The organism is Limosilactobacillus ingluviei str. Autruche 4 (genome assembly GCF_000312405.1).
Classification (GTDB): Bacteria; Bacillota; Bacilli; order Lactobacillales; family Lactobacillaceae; genus Limosilactobacillus; species Limosilactobacillus ingluviei.
Genome location: NZ_HE997173.1, coordinates 623,867 through 637,779, shown reverse-complemented (window position 1 = coordinate 637,779; position 13,913 = coordinate 623,867). Strand labels below are relative to the sequence as shown.

Below are 13,913 nucleotides of genomic sequence, written 5' to 3'. Positions count from 1 at the left end.
TGACGCTATTTTTACTAAGCTTTTCGTTTCTGCCACGTTCCCCAACCTAGGGCGGTTAAAAGGGTAATGGTTAACCCAAACCACCAATAAGGCGGCCAGTACGTAAAGCTGACGGTATGCGTCCCCTTTGGCAGTTTTACCGCCAAAAAGGTTTGCGCAGCCTTGTGCGTAGCAACTGGGTGCCCATCGATTTTAACGTGCCAACCTCGCGTGTAGGGAATTGAGGTCATTAAGACCTGCCGGGCTTTAGTCACCGTAATGGTACCGGTAAAGCGGTTGCTGTGCCAACTGGTGATCTTAAGCGGGGCCGTTTGCAAACGCCGGGCGCTTTGCTCAAAGCGCGCCCGGTTCAGACGGTAGAGACTAACGTTTTGCAGCCAGAGGGACGCTTTTTTCAGCGCAATGGTGACCGTGATGGTTTTTCCCTTAGCATGATCGGCAATCGTGGTGACGATCGTATTTTGATAGGTTGGGTACTGTTTGAGCGGTCGGCCGTTCAAAGTGATGGTCGCGTTATCCTTCAGTGCTGCCCCGAGGGTAAGGTAGTAGGGGTCATTGGTTTGCGGCTTAATCGTCAGGGTCAGTTGGGCCGGGGCCATTAGCTTTTGCCGCCGGACGGTAATGCCCGTAATTTGCCGCGAAGTCGGTAAATTGACAAATTCGACGTGATCAAAGTTTTGCACGGTAAAGAGTTCGGGTTCCTTGGCTTGTCCCGCTAACGTTTGGTAAAGCTGTGATTGGTAGCTTAAAGGATCGAGGGTGGTCGGATTGAACTGCAAGATTCGGGCGTTGGCTGCGAAGGCCAGGGGCAGGGCCCAACGGTTTTGCCGAATCTGGACGGCGGAAGTCTGGCTGACGACGGGGGCTTGCTTCCAGTCGGGGCGGTTGGCGACGAGGGGTAAGATCACGTTGCCTGCCGGCCCAAGCCCCTGACGTTGGGCTTGCCAATAATACTTCATGCCTAAGAATGAGTCGGTAACGGGGGTCCCGTTAGAGTAGGTCACATAGCCATCCCCGGCTGGTTGGCCGATTCGTTGGAAAAATTTGCTGACGGTTGGCTCCATCGTGGAACCAAAGTGGTCACCCGTAAAGAAATCGCCTTGAAAGGGATCATCTTTGGTCCGGGCGAAGTCCTTAGCGATTCGGTAGAGCCCGTGGTCAGTTTGGCGGTTTTGCTGACTGACTTTTACCAATGCCTTGGTGTAATTGGCAAATTGAGCTTGGCTGACGTAAGAAATCTTGTTGAGCGCGGTCACCGCATTGAAACTCAGGTCAAAGATGGTCAAAGCTGCTAAGGCGACCCCAAAGTACGATAACCGCCGCTGGTCAAGGTATAACATCGCAATGGCCAACGCAGCTAACAATAAGCCGATGCCAATTTGCCAGGGGGTGAGGTAATCGAGTTGCTTGCGCAGCCCCCAGACCATCCCAGCTCCGCTACCGGCGATTGCCACCAGCAAGAGGGCCAGGCGCCAACTGATGGGGCAGTGGGGGCGCCAGGCTACCGCGGCCAGCCACAGCCACCAAAAAGAAATTAAAAAGGAGAAGCGCGCTGGGTACCAGACGGGAAATTGGCCCAAGTGCCAAAGCAAATCCAGCGGGGGCCACCAGCAAGAAAGCAACAAGCCCCCGGTAATGGCGCTCGCTAACCACCGGCTGCGTTGGCGTTCGGTGGGCGTAAAGAAGTATAAAAGACCAGCAAACAAGGGTAACATCCCGAGGTAAAGGTTGGCTTGACCGCTGGGCATTTGATTGAAGTTAAACGCCCCGGGGACCAGTTTACCGAATAAATAGAGGGGGTTATATTCCAAGCGCCACTTAATGCTGGTTGTCGTATAGGTCCCTTTACTGGTGGTTAAGGCCCAGATCGTTGGCAAGAGGACGACTGCACTGAGGGCGACACTGGTTAGTGAACTAAGCAAATAGGTTTTAAAAACCGTTTTACTGGCGGGAGCGTTTTGCCGACTCAGTTGCCAAAGTAAAAATGGCAAAGTGAAGAGGCAAACCATCCAGCCCATGTAGTAGTTATCAATGATCAACAACGTCAACCAACCAATATACATGTTGGCTGATTCCTGCCGGCTGATTTTTAAAAGCCCGGCGATTACCAATGGCAACAGGGCTAAAACGTCCAGCCAGAGCAGGTTGAGTTGGTTGGCAATCATCCAGCCCATCATGGCGTACCCGGTCGTAAAAATGATCAGGCGACTGCCGGTTTGCAAGTGTTCGTGCTTTAGCAGCCAGCCAAAGCTCAGGGCGGCTAAACCGTATTTGAGCAATAAAACGACCATGATCCCACTGGTCAGCCATTGGTGGGGGAATAAAAGCAACACCAGGTTCAGGGGGCTTAATAAGTAGTAGGCGTTGGTTCCCCACATTTCGCCGCCTAAGCCCTTACTGAATGAATAAAGCAAACTAGCGGGATGATGTAAAAGACTGGTGCGCAGGTAGGCAAAAAAATCGACGTACTGTTGCCCGAGGTCAACCGTTAATAAGGAACTGGATCCAAAGGGGGCCATTCCCCGGCTGGCAAAGTAACTCCCCATTATTAAGATCGGGAGGAAAAAACAAATGATTAAATCGCGGTGACGAGTAACAAAGGTTTTCAAACCATGGACAGTCCTTCCGTAAAAGTAATTGGCAAGTGGCGATTGCCGTGATTGCTCCCCATTATATACCGATTTGGGTGGAGCCGGGGGTAAATTAAAATTTCTTAAAAACCCTGTTGATTCGAGTAAAATGATAGTAAGATTGAATGGTTACCATGAGAAGTTAAATTGGGGCGAGTTGATCGCGCTATTTAAACTAAGGAGAAGCGAGCAATTGTGAATTTTTTAAAACGTTTTAAAGGGATCTTTAACCAACGCGACGAAAAGCGGCAGACCTCACAATCGGCGATTCCCTTCCGGTTGAATTTGTTGCTGTGGATCGTGGCCTTGCTTTTATTGGCCCTGGGGGTGCGCCTGTTTTATCTCCAAGTGCTGAACGGGACGTCATACAAGGCCTTAGTTAAGCAGGCCGATACAATGACGGAAACCAATAATGTTCAGCGGGGGATGATCTATGATACCAACGGAAAGGTCTTGGTTGGTAATCAAGCCCACCAAGCCATTACCTATACCAAGGGCAGCACGGTGACGGATCGGGAAATGTATGGGATCGCGAACCGCTTGGGTAATTACCTGACGGTCAATACCAGTCGCCTGACCACCCGGAACCAAATGGATTACTTTTTAGCGGATGAAGCGCATTTAAAGCAGGTGGAAAAAGCTGCCAAGATTAAGGCGGGCTCAACCAACGCTTATGACGAGGCTATTGATTACCTGCAAAAGCATCCGCACTTCTTTAAACTCAGTAAGCAAGAAAAAAATAAGGCGATGATTTATGGCTCCATGAGCGGGGCTTACTCACTGTCGACGACTTATATCAAAGCAACCGGCGTTACCGCCAAGGAATTGGCCGAAGTCGGGGAACACCTGAGTGAGATGCCCGGGGTGAAGATTGGTTCTGCCTGGACGCGGAATTACCCAGAAGGCAAGGATATTCAATCCCTCGTGGGGACCGTAACCACGACTGGGTTGCCAAGTGATACCCAAAATACTTTGTTGGCGCAAGGCTATTCGCGCAATGACAACGTCGGGGCTTCGTATTTAGAAAAGTTATTCCAAGCTACCTTAGCGGGTTCAAAGTCCCAAACGGAAGTGTCGACTTCAGGCACGCGAACGCACGAAAAACTTAAGTATGCCGGCAAGAAGGGGGACAACTTGGTCCTGACCATCAATGCGGAATTTCAAAAGAAGGTCCAAAGTATTTTGGAAAGCAACTACGGCTCGGCCGGGATTGCGGATTCGCCAGGAGCCTACGCGGTGGTCATGAACCCGAATACCGGGGCCATTTATGCGATGGCGGGAATTGACCGTGATTTAAAGACCGGGAAACAAACCGTCGATGAAATTGGGGCCATCAACCACCCGATTGTTTTAGGGTCGGTGGTCAAGGGGGCCACGATTATGGCGGGGTTAATGACCGGGGTGATCACGCCAAGCAATAATGTTTTAACCGACCAACCGATCAAGGTGGCTGGGACCTCCGTCAAAGGGTCTTGGTTTAATAAGTCTGGCGGTGCGAACGTTGGCTTGACGGCTCCGGAGGCCTTAGAAGTCTCCTCCAACTCGTATATGATGCAACTGGCCATGAAGATGGGTGGGATGCACTATTCTTATGATACCCAAATCACGTTAACGCCAAGCATCTTTACCAAGTTGCGTTATTACTTTAATATGTTTGGCTTGGGCGTGAAGACCGGGGTTGATTTGCCAGGCGAAACCGTGGGCTACCGCGGGGCAGCGGACCAAAAGCACATTGGGAGTGCCTTGGACCTTTCCTACGGGAACTACGATGCGTACACGGTCATGCAACTGGCCCAATACATGTCGACCTTAGCTAACGGGGGGAAGAAATTACGGCCCTACATTGTTAAACAGATTCGGGAAACGAATCCAGATGGGACGTTGGGCAAGATCCAATCCGAAACCCAACCTGAGGTCCAATCGGTGATTAACGCGCCGAAGTCGTACTTTGATTTGATTCACCAGGGCTTGTACTTAGTGACACACGGTTCGAGTCCGTACGTGACGGCAGGGACAATGAAGAGCGAAACGCCATCGATTTCCGGGAAGACGGGGACGGCCGAAACGGTGTCTAACGGTCATTCGACGGTGACCCTGAGTTTTGCGGGCTATGCACCATCAGATAATCCGCAGGTGGTGGTAGCGTTGTCGATTCCTGGGGCTTCCAATGATAACAGCCAGGCCAACATTAACATGGCCAAGCAAATCTTTGCGGCTTACTGGAAGTATGTTCAGGCCAAGCCGAGCAGCAACTAGGCCCTGACAAGGAAAAATCCTTAACAACTTCGACTAAAAGACTGGTCAAATCGAGCAATTGATGATATAGTTGTACGAGTTAGGGTTACGTATAACGTATTCTCGTTAAAATAATTATAGTTTGGAGGCAAGAACCGATGCGTGTAAACATTACTATGGAATGCACTGAATGCCACGAACGGAACTACTTGACTAGTAAGAACCGTCGTAACAACCCGGACCGGCTGGAATTAAAGAAGTACTGCCCACGGGAACGCAAGGTCACTTTGCACCGCGAAACTAAGTAGTGGTCAGGGACTCAACAAAAAAGACTGGGTTATGCCCAGTCTTTTTTGTTGTCAGTGAAGCAGACTTTTTTAAGAATAATAAATTGACCTGGTTGCTAAAATTTGTGATAATTATTCTTTGTAAACGTTTGATCAAAGGAGAGAGATTTGATGACCTATACAAAGAAGGAGATGCGCCAGGCCTATATTGCGCGTTTACAACAGCTGGATTCCAATATCAAGCTGAAAGAAGAGCGGGCCTTGGCACAAAAACTGTATGATCAACCGGCGTGGCTTAATGCTCAAGTGATTGCTTTGACCTTAAGTCAGTCCTTTGAGTTGGATACCGCGCCGTTGATCCTACACGCCCGGCATAAGGGGCAAACGGTAGTAGTGCCACGAACTTTACCGCACCGGCAAATGGAGTTTGTGGAACTAACGGAGGAAACCCACTTTGGTGAGTCAAGTTTTGGCGTTTTGGAACCATTGGATGGGCGTGTGTTTGACAAAGCTGACATTGACTTGATGGTCGTCCCGGGAGTGGCCTTTACCCCGGCGGGGAAACGGTTAGGCTTTGGTGGTGGTTATTACGATCGCTACTTGGCTGATTATGCGGGCGCGACCGTCGCGGTAGCCCTGACGACTCAGGTGGCTCAAGCGGACGAATGGCCAGGTGAAACGCACGATATCACCGTGCAGCAGGTGGTTAGCTTAGTGGACTAAGCGTGATTGGAGGGTGTTTTGAAAGAAATGTGGCGCAAAGCCCCGGTAACGACCGGGCTGGTAGGCATCATGGTCGTGGTCTATTTAGGGGTCATCATCACCGGTGGCCTGACCGTCCCGAACTTATTGCGGTGGGGCGCGCTGTACCCGCCGTATGTTGCGGTTGGCCAAGTTTGGCGCTTGCTGACGGCAGGGTTCTTGCACCTCGGCTGGGAACACTTATTACTGAACAGTTTGACCTTGGCGTTAATTGGCTATTATGTTGAGCAGCTTTTTGGACACTGGCGGTTACTAGCCTTGTTTCTACTTAGTGTTTTGGGGGGCAATTTAGCCAGTTGCGCCTTTGATCCTACCAGCCTTGCGGTGGGTGCCAGCACCGGGATTTTTGGCCTATTTGGGGCTTTTATCTTTTTAGGCAGCGAGTTTCGCCAACAAGAAGGGGTCCGTTTAATGGCGCGCCAATTCTTGATCCTGGTGGGGATTAATGTGGCCTTTGATTTTTTGCTGCCGCACGTGGGGTTAGTCGCTCATTTAGGCGGACTGTTGGTTGGCTTTTTGGCGGCTGCTATGTTAGGGGCGCCACGCTTAGGCCCAGTTAATTTGGTTAAGCGGGGCTTAAGTGGGGCCGTTTTAATCGGTTTGGCAATTTTGTGTTATGGAATGGGGCGATAGAATGCCGGGAACGACGAACTTGCGGACCCTGTATGACGTCCAGCAGCTTTTAAAACGCTTTAATGTATTTGTTTACGTTGGCAAACGCTTGTGGGACATTGAATTGATGGCGCTAGAACTAGATAACCTTTATCAGGCCCGGGTTCTGGAGCGCGATGTGTATCTGCAGGCTAAGCTGGTGTTGAAAAAAGAACACCGTGAAGAAGAGAAATATCAACAAGAGAGGTAATTTATCATGACGAACAAGAAGTTGATTGGGGTTGACCTTGGTGGGACCACGATTAAGTTTGCAATTTTGACGGCCGAAGGGGAAATCCAACAAAAATGGTCATTGCGGACCAACATTTTGGATGAAGGGTCGCACATTGTTCCGGATATCATTGAATCCATTAACCACCACATCGATCTATACAAGATGAGCCGCGATCAATTCATCGGGATCGGCATGGGGACCCCTGGGACGGTTGACCGGGACAACGGGACCGTTATTGGGGCGTACAACTTAAACTGGAAGACCTTGCAACCAGTGAAGGAACAAATCGAAGCCGGGACGGGCCTGAAGTTTGCTATTGACAACGACGCCAACTGTGCCGGTTTAGGCGAACGCTGGAAGGGGGCCGGCAACGATGGTGACGACGTGGCCTTTATTACCCTGGGAACCGGGGTTGGTGGGGGCTTAATCGCCAACCGTCAACTGCTTCACGGGATCGGTGGGGCCGCTGGGGAAGTCGGCCACATTATTGTGCAACCAAACGGTTACCAATGTACTTGTGGCAACCATGGGTGTTTGGAACAATACGCCTCTGCAACCGGGGTCGTTCACTTGGCCCAAGACTTGGCTGAAGAATACGAAGGGACTTCCCGGCTAAAGAAGATGATCGATGACGGGGATGAAATTACCTCCAAGATCGTCTTTGACTTAGCTAAGGAGCGGGACTACTTAGCCAACAAAGTCGTTGATAAGGTTTGCTACTACCTGGGCTTGGCGTGTGCCAACATTTCAAACACCTTGAACCCTGAATTTGTGGTTATCGGTGGCGGGGTTTCCGCGGCCGGTGACTTCTTGTTGAAGCGGGTTCAAAAGAACTTTAATGAATTTGCCTTTGCCACGGTTCGGACTTCCACTCAACTTAAGTTGGCTGAATTAGGAAATGACGCGGGGGTAATTGGGGCGGCTTCATTGGCAACTCAATTTGCTTAATTGACGGCGAGGAGTGTTGGATTATGGTGATTGCATCCGTTTCAGGCGGCTTATTATTATTTGATGCTGTCATTATTGCGATTTTATTGATTTGGCTGGGAAGCGCTGGTTTGAACCGCTGGCGGCGGAAGCGCTACGCGACGGTGATTGATCAAGCGGCTTTTCAAAAAGGTTCCCACCGGGCGCAAGTCATTGACGTGCGCAACAAAGAAGATTTTGATCGGGGTCACATTTTAGGGGCGCGGAGCATTCCCTTGGCTTACATGAAGCAGCAAATGGGCGATTTGCGGGCTGATTTGCCAGTTTACCTGTACGATGAGGGGATGACGCTGAGTACCCAAGCGGCGGCCTGGTTGGCAAAGCAAGGCTTCCAACAGGTTTACATCTTAGATGGCGGGTTTGCCAAGTGGACTGGGAAAACCAAAAAAGCCAAGTATTAATGTTGTGACTGAATCGATAACAAAAAACGGGTGCCGCTTCCTTGTTCAAAGGAAGGGTTGGCGCTCGTTTTTGTTTAGAAGCAAAATAAAAAGGCTGGGCTACCAAATTAGTTGGTTGCCAGCCTTTCGTGAAGCAGGTTTAGAATTGGTGGGCGGAGCGGCCCTTCCGGACCGCTGCCCGCCGGTTGGTATCAAATTTTTCTTCGGTTTCTTCAATTGGCTTGACAACCGCTTTGTGAAAAGCCAACATCCCGCTGGCGATTGCGCCCAGGGTAGTTAAGGTGCCAAAGAAAAAGCCTTTTGAGAATTGTTTCATAATAATCTGCTCCCTTCTTGCTTAACTATGTTCATTATGCAAGATTTACTGGCATTTTGCCAGTCCAAAACCAAAGATTGGCGGTGAATTTAATGACAAAAGTGATTGCAATTGTTGGACCAACTGCAGTTGGCAAGACGGCCCTTTCCTTGAAATTGGCCCACGCCCTGAACGGGGAAATTATTTCGGGGGATTCGATGCAAGTTTACCGGCACTTGGATATCGGAACAGCCAAGGTCACGCCACAAGAAATGGCGGGGATTGAGCACCACTTGATTGACATTTTGGATGTTCATGAACGCTTTTCGGTGGCTGATTTTAAACAACAAACGCAAGCCCAGATTCAAGCGATTGCCAAGCGAGGTCATCAACCAATGATTGTTGGGGGCACTGGCTTTTATCTTCATGCCCTTACCCACGCCTTAGTCTTGGGGAATGATCATTTTGATCAGCAATCGCAAGCGATTCGTGACCACTGGCATCAAGTGGCCCAACAAGCGGGGAACCAATTTGTTTGGAACGTTTTGGCCCAAAAAGATCCAGCAGCAGCGCAGCAGATTCCAGTAGCTAATTTACGCCGGGTGATTCGGGCCTTGGAAGTGATCGAGAAAACAGGCCGGCCGTTTTCCTTGCAACCCCAGCAAACCAGTCCCGATGAATATTTCCTGGTTGCGTTAACAACCGAGCGCCAGTTGTTATACGAACGCATTAACCAGCGGGTCGATCAAATGGTTGCCAATGGCTTGTTGGATGAAGCACGGTGGTTGTATGAGCAAGGCGGGGAAGCCCTGCCAGCTGGGAAGGGCATTGGTTACCGGGAACTCTTTGCGTACTTTGCCGGGGAGATTTCCTTGGCCGCGGCAATTGAAAAGATCAAACTCGATTCGCGTCACTATGCCAAACGGCAATTAACCTGGTTTCGGAATCAAGAAGAGTGTCACTGGTTTGACCTGGTCCAAGGGCAAAGCAGTACTGAAGAAATTCAAGCTCACCTTGAACGGTGGTTAAAAAAATAAAGATTTAAGCGGTTCCATTCTAATTGTCAACCAGAATTGTACTGGGGAATTGACTTGTGAGGGCATGGTGATAAACTAATACCAATTTAGAAATTTGATTGCAAATCACTAGTGGGCTTAGCGAGAAAGGAACTAGACAATATGACCAGGCATTTGTACACGAAGGATGAAGTTCGGCAGCTGATTAAGGATGAGGACGTTCGCTTTTTGCGGTTGATGTTCACGGATTTATTTGGGATGAGCAAAAGTGTGGACCTACCAATCAGTCAGCTGGACAAATTGTTGAACAACAAAATGATGTTTGACGGTTCTTCGATTGACGGGTTTGTACGGATTGAAGAAAGTGATATGTACCTTTATCCGGACATGAGCACTTGGTTGATCTTCCCGTGGGGGCAAGAACACGGGAAAGTCGCGCAGGTAATCTGCAGTGTCTACACGATTGATGGAGAACCCTTTGCTGGTGATCCGCGGAACAATTTGAAGCGCATCGTGGCTGAAATGAAGACGGCTGGTTTTACCAACTTTAACATTGGTCCAGAACCGGAATTCTTCTTATTCAAGACTGATGAGGCTGGCAAGCCAACGATGGAAGTCAACGACCAAGAAAATTACTTTGATATGGAGCCAGCGGACCGGGGGGAAGATTGCCGGCGTGATATTGTCCTGGCCTTAGAAAAGCTTGGGTTTTCCGTGGAAGCTTCCCACCACGAAGTTGCACCAGGCCAACACGAAGTCGACTTTAAGTATGCTGATGCCTTAGAAGCGGCGGATAACATTCAAATCTTTAAGATGGTGGTTAAAACCATTGCTAAGCAATATGGCTTGCATGCGACCTTCATGCCAAAGCCATTATCTGGGGTCAACGGGTCGGGGATGCACATGAACATGTCCCTCTTTACGGAACAAGGGAATGCCTTTTACGACGCCGCTGATGCTAACCAGCTTTCGACGACGGCTTACCAATTCCTAGCGGGGGTCTTGGCTCACGTGCGGAGTTTGACGGCAGTCTGCAACCCAACGGTTAACTCCTACAAGCGGTTGGTGCCGGGCTATGAAGCGCCAGTTTATGTTGCTTGGTCAGCTTCGAACCGGTCACCGTTGGTTCGGATTCCCGGGAGCCGGGGCTTGAGTACCCGATTGGAACTGCGCTCGGTCGACCCATCGGCTAACCCATACTTAGCGATTGCGACGATCTTGGCCGCTGGCCTGGATGGTTTAAAGCAACAGTTGACGCCAATGCCAGCAGTAGACGAAAACATTTACCAAATGACCTTGGCCCAACGGCGGGCGAAGGGGATTGAAGACCTGCCCGACACTTTGCACAATGCCTTGAAGAGTCTGGCCCAAGATGAAGTAATTAAAGCGGCGATGGGGGACCACTTGTTTGATAGCTTTATGACGGCCAAGAGCAAGGAATACGCGGCTTACCGGCTGAACGTTTCAAATTGGGAACGGGACCGGTACATGGAAAAGTTCTAGTTTAAAAATCTTTTAACACGCTCGAACGAGGCAGGACCTTTGTTGGAGCGTGTTTTAATTTGCACAAACGAAAGGGGCTGATGAGAAATTGACTTCTCATCAGCCCCAACCTGCCATTACTTGTTTAATTTAGCTGCATCGGCGTCGAGCTTGGCAAATCCAGCGCCCTTGGTTGGGGTGCTGTTGCCGCGCTTTTCCATTGCTTTGCGGGCCATCGCTTTGCGTTCTTGCTTGCTGAGTGCCATGCTAACTCGCCTCTTTTGCATTGGAATGTCAAAACTTTTGTTTCGACGCCTTCATTGTAGCACGTTCAGCTGAATTGTGAAGGGAAGATGATGCGCAAGACGCTAATTTATAAAAAAAGTTGGCGTTTCGTCATTGTCCCTTTAAATCCAGCCAAAAAATCGGTAAGATTAAACTAGACTATGATAAGGAGACCATGCTGATGATAAGCGAGACAACCAACGGTGCACAACCGATCAGTCAAATTATTAATCAATCAATTGAACAAAAAGTTAACTACCTCCAAGAATTAAAGCAAGCGGTGGCCAACCATGCCGATCAAGCAATCTATGCTTTGCTGGATCAAAAACGGTATGCAGCTGAAATTATGCATCGGGAAGAAAAGGCGAATGATACCGGGGTCATGACCTTGGTTGATGACTTGACGGCCCAATTAAGTAATTATTTGAGTACCAAGTTGATTAATTACTTAAGTCAAGCCTATCCGTTTTTTTACTATGAAGAATACCAATTAGGCCATTACCGCATGTACTTTGGTAACTGGTGGGATCGCCGGCAATTTGGTGAGTTAGATGTATTAAATATTCGCTTTGTCTTTGATCAAAGTGAATACGCCAAGTTGGCCAAGTCCTTTGAATTGGCGCAAGCTGGGCAACGTTATAATGGTCAACGGATTGAAGAATTATCCAAGGAAAATGATCGCTTACAAGCGCTGATTGATTCGGCGGATAAACGGGACGCGAAAAAAGAAGAATTGCAAGCGGAGTTAAAGGAAGCCAGTGCGCGCAATGGCTTGTTTGAATCAAGCAAGAACCGTGAAACCAGGGAAGCCATTGTGGCTAAACTGAGCGAATTGGAAAACCAAGATGAAGAAGCCCGGACGGCGGCCGGCAAGATTAAGGCCAATAATCAGCAGGTCCTGGAATTGTCAAAGGAAAATACGATCCTTAGTTATGAACGGAAGAGTATTGTGGATACTTTCGGCAGTTTTGAAGATTTCGAATTAGCTAACCGGAAACTTTACGCTAGCTATTTACAAAGTTTGGTCGCGGATGGAAAGCAGGTGGAAGCTGATGACTAAGCAAATGATCTCAACAGCGACCGAACAAGTGACCAGTTTAACCGCTTCGCTGACGACGGGGTTAAAACTTGGGGAGCGCTACGTGCAGTTATTGGACCAACTGGCTACGGCGACGGTCCCGACAGAATTATTGGACGCAGCCGGTCAATTGGTAGAATTTGATTTAAATCATGCCTACGTTAAATTTCCGCAACACTATCAACCTGAAGATTATTACTTGCTTTTGATGGGACGGCTGTTAGAATTAGCCGGGATTGGCGACTTTGCGGTGAAACCTGACCCAATGCACCGGCGTTTGGCCATGCGGCTGACCACGTTTGAAAATGACTATACCTTCTGCTTTGAACAAAAGCGCAGTCGTCCGGGGGCCTTTTTCTGTGAGCAAACAGACCATGAGCCGCTGTTTAACTTGGACTTGGCGCACCACAGTTTACAATTTGATAACCGGGCCCTGGTTGATTTCTTGATTGTCAAAGAAATTGCCAACCATAATGACTTGGAATTACAAGGGGTGGTCAAGCCCCTAGTGGCCTTTGCTAACCTTTTGGTTGAGCAATTGGACTTTACCATTAACTTGGGGATCTTGGCCACGGATAATGCGGCGCAATTCAAGTTAGCGGCGCCGGAGTTGTCGTTAACGGTTATTGATAAATTGTTTGTCCAAACGGCGGAAACGGACACGGTTTTATTGAGTTTGCCACAAAACAATGGGGCGAAGTTAGCTTTGGCATCAGACACGGCGTTAAGCCTGGCATTTGATCCTGACGATTATACCAAGCAATGGTTCTTCATGGTCACAGATGCAAAAGCGCAACTCTCCTTCCTAGACGTGCTCTTACATTACCCGTTGGTCCGGGATTGGTACTTGGCGAACCGGTCCGCTTTGGCCATTCGTGATGATCAATTTGCCTATGCGCCTGTTGATGAACATGTGGTGGTCAATTCACCGGCGACGGATGCCGAGCCGATTAAAGAAGAAGCCCCGGCGAGCGCGGTCGAAGAAGAGGACGGTGAAAATGATGCTTGATTTTACCAAGTTGTTGCAAGCGGCGATTAGTTTGGATAATCAATTGTTTGAAAAGCGGGATCTCTTGTTGGGACCGACTGCGCACCTACAGCATGCGGTCTTGAATGCGGATCAGGCTTTGACGACTTTGTACGGCGGGCAAAGCAAATACTCCTTGCGTGCGGGCCAAGTTAAAAAATCAACCGAACAGCAAGCCGAAGACTTTGCCCACGTTTTATTTTGGTTTTTGGTGGTCAGTGCCCGGCTTAAGTGGACGCATTTGGTGGTAATGACCCCCGAAGAATACCAAAAATTAGTGACGGCAACGCCTTGTACCAAATTGGTTGATTTAGATCGGGAAGCGTTAGCTATTAAGAACCTTTTTTTGCAAAGCTACTATACCCACCGGCAAGCTGATTTTCGTCATGCTTGGCATTTGTTGTTAAAAATGGGCTTGGTTGATTACCAAGTTAACCCGACCGAATTAATGCAAGCCTATGACGGCTTGTTTGCGGCAGTTGAAGATTGATGAAGAAGGACTGGTGTCATTGGCATTAGTCCTTTTTGATTTGAAAATAAGC

Annotated in this window: 15 protein-coding genes; 12 read left to right on the top strand and 3 right to left on the bottom strand. The window is 49.1% G+C overall.

The genetic code is table 11. The annotated features are described in order from the left end of the window. Nucleotides 1-14: 14 nt before the first annotated feature. On the bottom strand, nt 15-2,609 hold the full coding sequence (locus tag BN54_RS03090; protein WP_019205679.1) for a YfhO family protein: 2,595 nt from the start codon (nt 2,607-2,609) through the stop codon (nt 15-17). Nucleotides 2,610-2,825: 216 nt separating this feature from the next. On the opposite strand from BN54_RS03090, the gene BN54_RS03085 reads away from it, so the two are divergent. The 7 genes from BN54_RS03085 to BN54_RS03060 all read left to right on the top strand — a co-directional run bounded on the left by BN54_RS03085 (nt 2,826) and on the right by BN54_RS03060 (nt 8,188). Next, nucleotides 2,826-4,886, top strand: coding sequence for a peptidoglycan D,D-transpeptidase FtsI family protein (locus BN54_RS03085; protein ID WP_019205678.1), 2,061 nt, complete (start codon nt 2,826-2,828; stop codon nt 4,884-4,886). Between the two features lie 137 nt (nt 4,887-5,023). Beyond that, nucleotides 5,024-5,173 carry a 50S ribosomal protein L33 gene (rpmG, locus tag BN54_RS10005; protein WP_056953498.1) on the top strand — a complete coding sequence of 50 codons (150 nt, stop codon included), beginning with the start codon at nt 5,024-5,026 and terminating at the stop codon, nt 5,171-5,173. Between the two features lie 150 nt (nt 5,174-5,323). Then, entirely contained in the window at nt 5,324-5,875 is a 552-nt protein-coding gene (locus tag BN54_RS03080) for a 5-formyltetrahydrofolate cyclo-ligase (RefSeq protein ID WP_019205677.1), read from the top strand. 27 nt (nt 5,876-5,902) lie between these two features. Further along, nucleotides 5,903-6,547, top strand: a complete 645-nt coding sequence (locus BN54_RS03075; protein WP_019205676.1) for a rhomboid family intramembrane serine protease — start codon at nt 5,903-5,905, stop codon at nt 6,545-6,547. A 1-nt stretch (nt 6,548) separates the two neighbouring features. Next, nucleotides 6,549-6,776 (top strand): YqgQ family protein, encoded by a 228-nt coding sequence (locus BN54_RS03070; RefSeq protein WP_019205675.1) that lies wholly within the window; start codon nt 6,549-6,551, stop codon nt 6,774-6,776. A gap of 6 nt (nt 6,777-6,782) precedes the next feature. After that, nucleotides 6,783-7,748 (top strand): ROK family glucokinase, encoded by a 966-nt coding sequence (locus tag BN54_RS03065; protein ID WP_019205674.1) that lies wholly within the window; start codon nt 6,783-6,785, stop codon nt 7,746-7,748. 23 nt (nt 7,749-7,771) lie between these two features. After that, a complete protein-coding gene (locus BN54_RS03060; protein ID WP_019205673.1) occupies nt 7,772-8,188 on the top strand; it encodes a rhodanese-like domain-containing protein in 417 nt (138 codons plus the stop codon). A gap of 139 nt (nt 8,189-8,327) precedes the next feature. Here BN54_RS03060 and BN54_RS10000 read toward each other — a convergent pair whose 3' ends face one another. Next, on the bottom strand, nt 8,328-8,504 hold the full coding sequence (locus BN54_RS10000; RefSeq protein WP_019205672.1) for a DUF3042 family protein: 177 nt from the start codon (nt 8,502-8,504) through the stop codon (nt 8,328-8,330). Between the two features lie 92 nt (nt 8,505-8,596). On the opposite strand from BN54_RS10000, the gene miaA reads away from it, so the two are divergent. Next, nucleotides 8,597-9,520 (top strand): tRNA (adenosine(37)-N6)-dimethylallyltransferase MiaA, encoded by a 924-nt coding sequence (gene miaA / locus BN54_RS03050; RefSeq protein ID WP_019205671.1) that lies wholly within the window; start codon nt 8,597-8,599, stop codon nt 9,518-9,520. 141 nt (nt 9,521-9,661) lie between these two features. Beyond that, complete coding sequence (gene glnA, locus BN54_RS03045) at nt 9,662-11,002, top strand: type I glutamate--ammonia ligase (protein ID WP_019205670.1); 1,341 nt, start codon at nt 9,662-9,664, stop codon at nt 11,000-11,002. Nucleotides 11,003-11,118: 116 nt separating this feature from the next. Here glnA and BN54_RS10460 read toward each other — a convergent pair whose 3' ends face one another. Next, nucleotides 11,119-11,247, bottom strand: a complete 129-nt coding sequence (locus BN54_RS10460; RefSeq protein WP_019205669.1) for a hypothetical protein — start codon at nt 11,245-11,247, stop codon at nt 11,119-11,121. A gap of 194 nt (nt 11,248-11,441) precedes the next feature. On the opposite strand from BN54_RS10460, the gene BN54_RS03040 reads away from it, so the two are divergent. Genes BN54_RS03040 through BN54_RS03030 form a run of 3 tightly spaced genes read left to right on the top strand, consistent with a single transcriptional unit; the run spans nt 11,442 to nt 13,861 of the window. Then, on the top strand, nt 11,442-12,326 hold the full coding sequence (locus BN54_RS03040) for a hypothetical protein (RefSeq protein WP_019205668.1): 885 nt from the start codon (nt 11,442-11,444) through the stop codon (nt 12,324-12,326). Next, nucleotides 12,319-13,353, top strand: a complete 1,035-nt coding sequence (locus BN54_RS03035; protein WP_019205667.1) for a hypothetical protein — start codon at nt 12,319-12,321, stop codon at nt 13,351-13,353. The genes BN54_RS03040 and BN54_RS03035 overlap by 8 nt, the downstream gene beginning before the upstream one ends. Beyond that, the gene (locus tag BN54_RS03030) at nt 13,343-13,861 is read left to right on the top strand and encodes a hypothetical protein (protein ID WP_019205666.1); all 519 of its coding nucleotides are present in this window, start codon (nt 13,343-13,345) and stop codon (nt 13,859-13,861) included. Before BN54_RS03035 ends, BN54_RS03030 begins: the two co-directional genes overlap by 11 nt. Nucleotides 13,862-13,913: the final 52 nt, after the last annotated feature.